Genomic DNA, 11,354 nt, shown 5'->3' on the forward strand with positions numbered 1-11,354 from the left:
TTAAGGTGTAAAGTGTGATATAATTTAGCTTGACTTTAATATATGGGGGTGAAATAACTGCTTTTATTAATGAAAGGGCAGTTTTATATATGAAAAATGATAGACAAAAATTTATTAGAAATTTTTCAATAGTAGCACATATAGATCACGGTAAATCAACATTAGCAGATAGATTGTTAGAAATTACAGGTACTTTAACTAAAAGAGAAATGGAAGAACAAGTACTTGATAATATGGAGCTTGAAAGAGAAAGAGGAATTACTATTAAATCTCAAGCAGCAAGACTTATTTATAGGAGAGAAAATGGAGAAGAATATATTTTAAATCTTATAGATACTCCAGGACACGTAGACTTTACATATGAAGTATCAAGAAGTTTAGCTGCCTGTGAAGGGGCTGTTTTAGTTGTTGATGCAACTCAAGGTATTCAAGCACAAACTTTAGCAAATTGTTATTTAGCTTTAGATAATGATTTAGAAATAACTCCTGTAATAAACAAAGTAGATTTACCATCAGCAAGACCTGATGAAGTAAAACAAGAGATAGAAGATGTAATTGGAATCCCAGCAGAAGAAGCACCAATGATATCAGCTAAAACAGGACTTAATGTAGAGGAAGTATTAGAAGCTGTAGTTCGTGATATACCAGCACCAAGTGGTGATGAAAAAGCTCCTCTTAAAGCATTAGTATTTGATTCATATTATGATTCTTACAAAGGAGTTGTAAGTTACGTAAGAGTTAAAGATGGTGTAGTAAAAAGAGGAACAAAAATTAAATTTATGGCAACTAATAAAGTTTATGATGTAACTGAAGTTGGAGTGTTTACTCCAGGCTTTTTACCAGTTAATGAATTAAGTGCTGGAGATGTTGGTTATATAACAGCATCAATTAAAAATGTTAAAGATGCTAGAGTTGGAGATACAATAACAGAAAGTGGTAGAGAAACAGAGGAAGCACTTCCAGGATACAAACCAGCAATCCCTATGGTTTATTCAGGAATATATCCAGTCGATGGAGCAAAATATGAAGAATTAAAAGAAGCATTAGAAAAGCTTCAAATAAATGATGCGGCATTAAATTTTGAACCAGAAACTTCTGTAGCTTTAGGATTTGGATTTAGATGTGGATTCTTAGGTTTATTACACATGGAAATAATACAAGAAAGAATTGAGAGAGAATTTAATCTTGATATTATAACAACAGCACCATCTGTTATATATAAGATTAAAAAGACAGATGGAACAGTTTTAGATATTACAAATCCAACTAATCTTCCAGAAATGAGTGAGATAGATTATATGGAAGAGCCAGTAGTTAAGGCTGCAATTATAACTCCAACTGAATATGTTGGAGCAGTTATGGAGCTTTGCCAAGATAGAAGAGGAACTTATATTGATATGCAATATATGGAGGAAACTAGAGCGGTAATAAATTACGATATCCCATTAAATGAAATAGTTTATGATTTCTTTGATACATTAAAATCAAAAACTAGAGGATATGCATCTTTAGATTACGAATTTAAAGGATATGAAAGAGCAGATCTTTGCAAGCTTGATATTCTTTTAAATGGAGATATAGTTGATGCTCTATCAATGATAGTTCCAAAGGAGAGAGCTTATCATAAGGGAAGAGGAATTGCAGAAAAGCTTAAGGAAATTATTCCAAGACAACTTTTTGAAGTGCCAATACAAGCTGCGGTAGGTTCAAAAATAATAGCTAGAGAAACTGTAAAAGCTATGAGAAAAGATGTACTTGCTAAATGTTATGGCGGAGATATTTCAAGAAAGAGAAAACTTCTTGAAAAACAAAAAGAAGGTAAGAAGAGAATGAGACAGGTTGGATCAGTTGAAGTACCTCAAGAAGCATTTATGTCAATATTAAAAGTAGATTAATGAATATTAAAGAAATCCTAAGTTTAGGGTTTCTTTTTTTATAAAAATTATTTTTTGCAAAGAAATTTATTAGTCCATAATGTAATTAACATAGACTTATTAGAAAAAAGTTAAAAATTCTTTAATTGAAGTGAAAAAAATTTTTATTTAAGGTATAATAAACAGAAGAAAAGGAGGGTATTTTATGTTTTTAAAAGAATTTAATAATGAAGAATCAACTGCATTTATAAATTTAGTAAATAGATTTGCAAATATAGATAATGTACTTGCAAAAGAAGAAAAAAGATTAATAAAGGACTATATAAAAGAGCTTGGCTTAGAAAATATAGAAATAGATAATTTATCTTATGATAAATCTATAAATATTTTGAAGAAAAGTAAAGAGAGAATAAAAAAAATAGCCTACTTTGAATTAGTTGGACTAGCATTAGTAGATGGTAATTATGGAGATAAAGAAGTTGATTATTTAGATAAAATTGCAATAGACCTTGATATAAATAGATCAGAAAAAATTGCGTTTGCAAACTTCTTTTATAATTTTAAAGAAATCTATGATTTTTCAGTTATAGAAACAGAAGGAAAAGAATTAAAGCATTTAGAAGAACAAGCAGAGGCTTTATTATAAAATATTAAAAGAAGATTCTAAGTAAATTTACATTAGAATCTTCTTTTTTGTTATAATTATTAAAAATAATTTAAAAGAAGGTGATATAAATGCAAGAGATTAGTTTATATGTTCATATTCCCTTTTGCAAGCAAAAATGTTTATATTGTGATTTCCCATCTTATGCAGGAAAAGAAAATTTAGAAGATGATTATATAGATGCGTTAATTAAAGAGATTAATAGAAAGTGTAAAAATAAAGTTATTAGAAGTTTATTTATAGGAGGAGGAACTCCATCATATTTAAAAGATAGTAATATTGAAAAATTACTAAAAACTATAAAAAAATTAAATTATATAGATAAATTTGCAGAGAAAACAATGGAGTGTAATCCTGGAACATTAACAAAAGAAAAGCTTCAAATAATGAGGGAAAATGGAATTAATAGAATTAGTATGGGACTTCAAACAACAAATAATGAATTGTTGAAAAAAATAGGTAGAATACATACTATAGAAGAATTTAAAGAAAATTATAAAAGAGCTAGAGAGGAAGGATTTAAAAATATAAACATAGATATTATGTTTGGACTTCCAAATCAAAGTTTTTGTGACTACAAAGAAACATTAGAGGATATTGTAAAATTAGATCCTGATCATATTTCTTGTTATAGTTTAATAATAGAAGAAGGAACTCCTTTTTATAATATGTCTGAGAAAGGGTTGCTTAAACTTCCATCTGAAGAAGAAGAAAGAGATATGTATAGTGTAACTAAGAATATATTGGAGAAAAACGGGTATCATCAATATGAAATATCTAATTATTCAAAGAAAAATAAAGAGTGTATCCATAATAAAATTTATTGGGAATGTAAAGAATATTTAGGGGTAGGAGTATCAGCAAGTTCTTATATAAATGAGGAAAGAATAAAAAATATTGATGATATTAAAACTTATATTAAAAAGATTAATAATAATGAAGAGGTTTATGAGAGTATAATTAATAATACAGAAAAAGAAGATATGGAAGAGTTTATGTTTTTAGGTCTTAGAATGATAAAAGGCATAAGTAAAGAAGAATTTAAAAAAAGATTTAATAAAAATATAGAAGATGTATATGGAAAAGTAATAATGGATAATATAAATAAGGGTCTTTTAAAAGATGTTAATAGCAGAATTTTTCTTACAGATAAAGGAATTGAATTATCTAATTGGGTAATGAGTGAATTTATATTATAAGTAATATAAATTGAGAGCAATTTAAAGAAAAATGAAGATAAATAAGTTTAAAATGAATTAATTATAAGTAAAAACTTAATATTCTCGTTGACAAAAATATTCAACGAGAATATTATTTAACTATAGTCATTAGCACTCGATAGTAGTGAGTGCTAATAAGCAGAGGTGATGATATGGTTATTGATGATAGAAAAATAAAAATTTTAGAAGCTATTATCAATGATTACATTAAAACTGGAGAACCAGTAGGTTCTAGAACAATAGCAAAAAATCATGACTTAGGAGTTGGATCTGCTACAATCAGAAATGAAATGGCGGATTTAGAAGATATGGGTTATTTAGAACAGCCTCATACATCTGCTGGTAGAATTCCATCAAGTAAAGGCTATAGATTATATGTAGATAGTTTAATGGATAAACCAATTTTAAGTAAAGAAGAAGATTTGAAAATAAGAGAGTATGTTATTAATTCAGCAATGCTTGAAGTTAGTAAGATTGTTAAAAATGCAAGTACATTACTTTCAGAATTAACACATTTAACATGTGTTGTCAAAACACCTTCAATAAGTATGAGTTGTTTAAAATCTATACAAATAATTAATGTTGATGAAAAAACACTTTTAGCAGTAATAGTTACAGATGGAGGTCTTATTAAAAATCAAATAATAAGAGTCAAAAAAGTACCACCAGTTAAAGTTTTAAGTAAAATAAATGAAACATTAAACAGAAGATTATTACATCTTTCAATAGATGAAATTAATTTAGAAGTAATAAACAACTTAAAAGTAGATTTACACGGTTATGATGAAGTATTTAATGCAATGCTTCCAGCCTTATATCAATGTTTAAAAGAAGATGATACATCAAGAGTCTTTATGGAGGGTGCTACCAATATATTAAACTTTCCAGAGTATAATGATATAGGAAAAGCTAGAGAAATATTATCACTTCTTCATAATAAGGATTGTGTTGTTGAACTTATAGAACCTGAAAGTGATATAACAATAAAAATTGGTGATGAAAATTATATCCCAGAAGCAAAAGAATGTAGTGTTATATCAGCTGAGTATTCTCTAGGTGATAGTGCAAAGGGCACTATTGGATTAATAGGTCCTAGAAGAATTAACTATTCAAAAGTAATCGCAATAATGGCACAAGTCATGAAAGAGTTAAATAAAACTTTAAAAGGACAATCTAAAAGTTAAAGAGAAGAGGTGTATTAAAAAGATGGTAGATAACAAAGATAACTTAGAAAATGAAATTAAAAATGAGGAAGAAATTAAAGAAAATGATGATGTAAAAGAAAATTTAGAAGAATCCTCAGATGAGCCTCAAGCTGATGAGAATGAAAAAAAAGAAGAGGATGATTTAAGCATGTTTAAAAAATACAAAGAAGAAAATAAAAAATTAAACAATGAGCTTGAAGCATTAAAAGACAGACTTCTAAGAGTAACAGCTGAGTATGAAAATTTCAGAAAGAGAACAGCTAAGGAAAAAGAAGGAATTTATACAGATGCTTGTGTAGATGTATTAAAGGAAATTGTGCCTAACCTTGATAATTTAGAAAGAGCATTAGAAGCTGAAGGAAACATTGAGGATATGAAAAAAGGTGTTGAAATGACTCTTAAAGGCTTTAAATCAGCTTTAGAAAAGTTAGGAGTTGAAGAAATAGAAACAGAAGAAGGATTTGATCCAAATATTCATCAAGCAGTAATGCATATTGAAGATGAAAATTTTGGGAAAAATTCAGTTGCTGAAGTTTTTATGAAAGGCTATAAAAGAGGAGACAAGGTTATAAGACACTCTGTTGTTAAAGTAGCAAATTAAAATATATTGAAATAAATTAGAATTTTATAACAAACGATAGTTTGCGTAAGGAGGATATATTATTATGAGTAAAATTATAGGAATCGATTTAGGAACTACAAATTCATGTGTAGCAGTAATGGAAGGTGGAGAACCTGTTGTAATTACAAATTCAGAAGGTTCAAGAACTACTCCATCAGTTGTTTCATTTCAAGATAATGGAGAAAGATTAGTTGGTCAAGTTGCTAAAAGACAAGCAATTACAAATCCAGATAAAACAATAATTTCAATAAAGAGACATATGGGAACTGACTACAAAGTTAATGTTGAAGGAAAAGATTATACACCACAAGAAATATCAGCAATGATACTTCAAAAATTAAAATCAGATGCTGAAAGCTATTTAGGAGAAAAAGTAACTCAAGCAGTTATAACAGTTCCAGCTTATTTTAATGATGCTGAAAGACAAGCAACAAAAGATGCTGGTAGAATAGCAGGACTTGAAGTTTTAAGAATAATAAACGAACCAACAGCAGCATCACTTGCATATGGATTAGATAAAACAGAAAAAGAAGAAAAAGTATTAGTATATGACCTAGGTGGTGGTACTTTTGATGTATCTATACTAGAACTTGGAGATGGAGTATTTGAAGTACTATCAACAAATGGTGATACAAAATTAGGTGGAGATGATTTTGATAATAAAATCATGGACTATATAGCTGAAGATTTTAAAGCTCAAAACGGAATTGATTTAAGACAAGATAAGATGGCTCTTCAAAGATTAAAAGAAGCAGCAGAAAAAGCTAAGATAGAATTATCATCATCAACTCAAACAAATATTAACTTACCATTTATAACAGCAGATGCAAATGGTCCAAAACATATAGATATGAACTTAACTAGAGCTAAATTCAATGAATTAACTCATGATTTAGTTCAAAGATCAATTGAACCAATGAAGAAAGCAATATCTGATGCAGGAATTTCATTAAGTGAAATTGATAAAATATTATTAGTAGGTGGATCAACAAGAATACCAGCTGTTCAAGAAGCAGTTAAAAACTTTATAGGAAAAGAACCTTCAAAGGGAGTTAATCCAGATGAATGTGTTGCAATTGGTGCAGCTATTCAAGCAGGTGTATTAACTGGAGAAGTTAAGGATGTATTATTACTAGATGTTACACCATTAACACTTGGAATTGAAACTTTAGGAGGAGTTGCTACTCCACTTATAGAAAGAAATACAACAATCCCAGCTAAGAAGAGTCAAATATTCTCAACAGCTGCAGATGGTCAAACATCAGTTGAAATTCATGTAGTTCAAGGTGAAAGACAAATGGCTGCTGATAACAAGACATTAGGAAGATTTACATTATCAGGAATTGCACCAGCTCCAAGAGGAATTCCTCAAATTGAAGTAACATTTGATATAGATGCTAACGGTATTGTTAAGGTATCTGCAATGGATAAGGGAACTGGTAAAGAAGCTAATATTACAATTACTGCTTCAACTAACTTAACTGATGAAGAAGTAGATAAGGCTGTAAAAGAAGCAGAAAAGTTTGCTGAAGAAGATAAGAAGAGAAAAGAATCAATAGAAGTTAAGAATAACGCTGAACAAGTTGTATATCAAACAGAAAAAACTTTAGAAGAACTTGGAGATAAGGTTTCAGCTGATGATAAAGCAAAAGTTCAAGCAAAATTAGAAGAAGTTAAGAAGATAAAAGATAGCGATGATTTAGAAGGTATTAAAAAGGCTATTGATGAATTAACTCAAGAGTTCTATGCAATATCATCAAAGATATATCAAGAAGCAGGAGCACAACAAGGAGCACAAGGTCAAGGCTTTGATCCAAACAACATGGGTGGAGCACAAGGAAATCAAGGATCAGCACCACATGATGATAATGTTGTAGATGCAGATTTCAAAGTAGAAGACGATAAATAGTTGTAAAAATACTAATGTTTCTTATATAATACAAAGAGGGAAGGCAGATGTCGTCTTCCCTTTTGTAAATTTTATAATGTATGGTGGTGAAAATAGATGGCACAAAAAGACTATTATGAAATCCTTGGTTTAGAGAAGGGTGCAAGTGAAGCTGAAATTAAAAAAGCCTTTAGAAAGCTAGCTATAAAATACCATCCTGATAAAAATCAAGGAAATGCTGAAGCAGAACAAAAGTTTAAAGAAATTAATGAAGCATATCAAGTACTTTCAGACCCAGATAAGAAAGCTAAATATGACCAATTTGGAACAGCTGATTTTGACGGAAGCGGATTTGGAGCAGGTGGATTTGGAGGCTTTGACTTCTCAGATATGGGAGGTTTTGGAGATATATTCGATACATTCTTTGGTGGCGGTGGAAACAGTTCATCAAGAAGGAATGGACCTAAAAGAGGAGCTGATATCGAATATACAGTAAGGCTAACATTTGAAGAAGCTATTAAAGGTGTAGAAAAGGAAATATCAATTACAAGAAGTGAAGAATGTGAAACATGCCATGGAACAGGAGCTAAACCTGGAACATCTCCTAAGACATGTCAAACATGTCATGGAACAGGTCAAATAAGAGTACAAAGACAAACTCCTCTTGGAAGTTTTGTAAGTACAACAACTTGTAATAAATGTGGAGGAACTGGTAAGGTTATAGAAGAGCCATGTTCAACATGTAAAGGTAAAGGTCAAGTTAGAAAAAATAGAAAGATAAAAGTAAACATTCCTGCAGGAGTAGATACTGGAAATGTTATGCCACTTAGAGGACAAGGTGAACATGGAAGTAATGGAGGTCCAGCTGGAGATCTTTATATAAATATAATTGTTGCACCTTCTAAAAAGTTCACAAGAAAAGGCGTAGATATATATATAGATACTCATATTTCAATGGGTAAAGCTACACTTGGAACTGAAATAACAGTTGAAACAGTTGATGGAAATGTTAAATATACAGTTCCAGCAGGAACTCAATCTGGAACATTGTTCAGGTTAAAGGGTAAAGGTGTCCCAAGAGTTAACGGTGGTGGAAGAGGAGATCAATATGTTAAAGTTATAGTTGATATTCCAAAGAAACTTAATGAAAAACAAAAAGAAGCTTTATTAATGTTTATGGAAGCTTCAGGTGAAAATGTTGAGGGAATTGAAAAGCACCATAAAAAAGGATTTAAGGATTTATTTAAATAAATTAAAAGGCTACTTAATGTAGCCTTTTAATTTTTGATAAAAAAACATAGAGTTTTTATAAAACCCTATGTTTTTATCTATTTAAATATAATTTTGGGGGATAAAATCTATAATTTAAAAAATTGTATTTTGTGTTTCTTTATCAAAAACATGAATTTTTTCAGTATTAAAAGCAAAAGTTATTTTATCACCATTTACATAAGATAATGCACCTGGTGCTTTAATAATCATATTTCTGTCGTTTTTCTTTATATGAATATAAGTTTCAGAACCTAAATTTTCAATTAATTCAACAATTCCATTAAATTTAATTAAAGTTTCATCATTAGGAATATTATAATCTATAAAAATATTTTCAGGTCTTATTCCTAATATTACATTAGGATCTTTAGATTCTTTCAGTAAAGATGCTTTATTATTAGGAATAGATATAGTTTTATCAAATACTTTTATATTTTGATTTTTATCAATATTTCCATATAAGAAATTCATTTGAGGGCTTCCTATAAATCCAGCAACAAACATATTAACAGGATTTTCATAAATTTCTTTTGGTGTTGCAACTTGTTGAACTATACCATCTTTCATAACAACAATTCTTGTACCTAAAGTCATTGCTTCAGTTTGATCATGAGTTACATATATAAATGTTGTTTTAAGATCGTTATATAACTTTGATATTTCAATTCTCATTTGAACTCTAAGTTTTGCATCAAGATTTGATAAAGGTTCATCCATTAAAAATACTTTTGGATGTCTAACTATAGCTCTTCCCATAGCTACTCTTTGTCTTTGACCACCAGATAATGCCTTAGGCTTTCTATCTAATAGATGGCTAATATCTAATATTTTAGCAGCTTCTTTAACTTTTTTATCAATTTCATCTTTAGGTAATTTCCTTAATTTAAGACCAAAAGACATATTTTCATAAACAGTCATATGAGGATATAAGGCATAATTTTGAAACACCATAGCTATATCTCTATCCTTTGGAGCAACATCATTAACTAATGTGTCTCCAATGTATAATTCTCCACTACTGATTTCTTCAAGCCCTGCTATCATTCTAAGAGTTGTAGATTTTCCACATCCTGAAGGACCAACAAAAACTATAAATTCTTTATCTTTAATATCTAAATTAAAATCAGTAACAGCTTTAAAACCGTTTTCATAAACTTTGTTAATATTTTTCATTACTAATCCTGCCATAACAAAACTCTCCTTTATGTAGTTAATATTATTAACTAAATCTTTTAAGTATCTTACAATTATAATTCAATATAAATTAATTATAATTGTGTACTAGATTAAACACTATGTATTATTTTTACTAGTATTATTAAATAATTTACTTTTTTTGTTATCATTAATTTATTTAAATTAATGCATTAATAAATATGTATAAATAATTTAATTTATAATATTATTTTTTTAATAATTATTTTTACGTTGACTTAAAAGTGAAACTATTGTTAGAATTAATAAAAAATGATAAAGTTTACAAAAAATTATAAGGAGGTAAATAAAATGTATTATTTAGGAATAGATGGTGGAGGAACTAAAACTATATATATTTTAATTGATGAAAATCTTAATGTTGTTTTTGATATGGAAAGAGGAACTATTCATATTCATCAAATTGGGGAAGAAAATTTAAAACAAGAATTAAAAGAAGCATTTCAATTAATTTGCAAAAAAGTAAAAATAGAAAAGAAGGATATTAAATATTTATTTATAGGAGTTCCAGGTTATGGAGAAAGTAAGAATGATAAAAGAAAAATAGATAATTTAGTTGAAGAAATATTTAATGAAATACCATATACAATTGGAAATGATGGTGTTGCAGGATGGGCAGCTGGTACAGGATGTACTAATGGAATTAATATAGTTGCTGGAACTGGAAGTATTGCTTATGGAAGAAATGAAGAAGGAGAAGAAGATCGTTGTGGAGGCTGGGGTCCTGGAATTGGTGATGATGGAAGTGCCTATTTTATTGCACTTAAGGTTATAAATGAATATACAAGACAAAAGGATGGAAGAAGTAAAGAGACAGTTTTAGTTAATACTTTAGAAGAAAAATTAAATATAAAAGATTATTTTGAAATTGTTGATATTGTATTTAATAAATTAAAGTTTTCAAGAACAGAAATAGCATCCTTTGCAAGTATAGGATCTATTGCAGCATCAAAAGGATGTAGTGCATGTAAAAAAATATTTGAAGAAGCAGCTTATGAATTATTTCTTCATATAAAAGTTTTAAGTGAAAAATTAAAATTTAATGATAAATTTATAGTTTCATATACAGGAGGTGTCTTTAAAGCAGGTGATCTTATATTAGAGCCTTTAAAGAAAATGATTAAAGAAGAAAACATTAATTGTATAATTAAGGAACCAGAAATAGAACCATGGCATGGAGCAGCCCTTATGGCATATACTTTAAGCGGAAAAATACCACCAGAAGATTATAAAGAAAGATTAAATAAAGGCGTAACAAATTAGATAATTTATATTTGGTAATTAACTTATTATTACGTATTTTTAAAAGGTTTTCTTATATATTATTTAAAAGTAAAAATAATATATATATCTAAAAAAAACATCTATTCTAAAAATTATTTTTATAAATTAAA

At 28.5% G+C, this 11,354-nt stretch carries 9 protein-coding genes; 8 read left to right on the forward strand and 1 reads right to left on the reverse strand.

The genetic code is table 11. The features are described from left to right. Positions 1–89: 89 nt before the first annotated feature. The 7 genes from lepA (at position 90) to dnaJ (ending at position 8,724) form a co-directional block, all read left to right on the forward strand. Positions 90–1,895 (forward strand): translation elongation factor 4, encoded by a 1,806-nt coding sequence (lepA, locus tag J2Z53_RS05350; protein ID WP_209796203.1) that lies wholly within the window; start codon positions 90–92, stop codon positions 1,893–1,895. A 184-nt stretch (positions 1,896–2,079) separates the two neighbouring features. Next, positions 2,080–2,520, forward strand: coding sequence for a hypothetical protein (locus J2Z53_RS05355; protein ID WP_209796204.1), 441 nt, complete (start codon positions 2,080–2,082; stop codon positions 2,518–2,520). Positions 2,521–2,609: 89 nt separating this feature from the next. Then, positions 2,610–3,737, forward strand: coding sequence for a radical SAM family heme chaperone HemW (gene hemW, locus J2Z53_RS05360; RefSeq protein WP_209796205.1), 1,128 nt, complete (start codon positions 2,610–2,612; stop codon positions 3,735–3,737). A 173-nt stretch (positions 3,738–3,910) separates the two neighbouring features. Continuing rightward, positions 3,911–4,942: a heat-inducible transcriptional repressor HrcA gene (gene hrcA / locus J2Z53_RS05365; protein WP_209796379.1), complete on the forward strand. Its 1,032-nt coding sequence runs from the start codon at positions 3,911–3,913 to the stop codon at positions 4,940–4,942. A gap of 22 nt (positions 4,943–4,964) precedes the next feature. Then, complete coding sequence (gene grpE, locus J2Z53_RS05370) at positions 4,965–5,564, forward strand: nucleotide exchange factor GrpE (protein WP_209796206.1); 600 nt, start codon at positions 4,965–4,967, stop codon at positions 5,562–5,564. A 64-nt stretch (positions 5,565–5,628) separates the two neighbouring features. Beyond that, the gene (dnaK, locus tag J2Z53_RS05375) at positions 5,629–7,494 is read left to right on the forward strand and encodes a molecular chaperone DnaK (protein WP_209796207.1); all 1,866 of its coding nucleotides are present in this window, start codon (positions 5,629–5,631) and stop codon (positions 7,492–7,494) included. A 96-nt stretch (positions 7,495–7,590) separates the two neighbouring features. Then, a complete protein-coding gene (gene dnaJ, locus J2Z53_RS05380; RefSeq protein WP_209796208.1) occupies positions 7,591–8,724 on the forward strand; it encodes a molecular chaperone DnaJ in 1,134 nt (377 codons plus the stop codon). A 114-nt stretch (positions 8,725–8,838) separates the two neighbouring features. On the opposite strand, the gene J2Z53_RS05385 is transcribed toward dnaJ, so the two are convergent. Further along, positions 8,839–9,933, reverse strand: a complete 1,095-nt coding sequence (locus J2Z53_RS05385; RefSeq protein ID WP_209796209.1) for an ABC transporter ATP-binding protein — start codon at positions 9,931–9,933, stop codon at positions 8,839–8,841. Positions 9,934–10,251: 318 nt separating this feature from the next. Between J2Z53_RS05385 and J2Z53_RS05390 the strand changes: the two genes are divergently transcribed. After that, positions 10,252–11,223 carry an N-acetylglucosamine kinase gene (locus tag J2Z53_RS05390; RefSeq protein ID WP_209796210.1) on the forward strand — a complete coding sequence of 324 codons (972 nt, stop codon included), beginning with the start codon at positions 10,252–10,254 and terminating at the stop codon, positions 11,221–11,223. Positions 11,224–11,354: the final 131 nt, after the last annotated feature.

The sequence above is a fragment of the Clostridium moniliforme genome, assembly GCF_017873235.1.
GTDB lineage: Bacteria > Bacillota > Clostridia > Clostridiales > Clostridiaceae > Clostridium > Clostridium moniliforme.

Coding starts and splice junctions, on each gene's coding strand:
- lepA (WP_209796203.1), top strand. CDS start 90: ATGAAAAATGATAGACAAAAATTTATTAGAAATTTTTCAATAGTAGCA.
- J2Z53_RS05355 (WP_209796204.1), top strand. CDS start 2,080: ATGTTTTTAAAAGAATTTAATAATGAAGAATCAACTGCATTTATAAAT.
- hemW (WP_209796205.1), top strand. CDS start 2,610: ATGCAAGAGATTAGTTTATATGTTCATATTCCCTTTTGCAAGCAAAAA.
- hrcA (WP_209796379.1), top strand. CDS start 3,911: ATGGTTATTGATGATAGAAAAATAAAAATTTTAGAAGCTATTATCAAT.
- grpE (WP_209796206.1), top strand. CDS start 4,965: ATGGTAGATAACAAAGATAACTTAGAAAATGAAATTAAAAATGAGGAA.
- dnaK (WP_209796207.1), top strand. CDS start 5,629: ATGAGTAAAATTATAGGAATCGATTTAGGAACTACAAATTCATGTGTA.
- dnaJ (WP_209796208.1), top strand. CDS start 7,591: ATGGCACAAAAAGACTATTATGAAATCCTTGGTTTAGAGAAGGGTGCA.
- J2Z53_RS05385 (WP_209796209.1), bottom strand. CDS start 9,933: ATGGCAGGATTAGTAATGAAAAATATTAACAAAGTTTATGAAAACGGT.
- J2Z53_RS05390 (WP_209796210.1), top strand. CDS start 10,252: ATGTATTATTTAGGAATAGATGGTGGAGGAACTAAAACTATATATATT.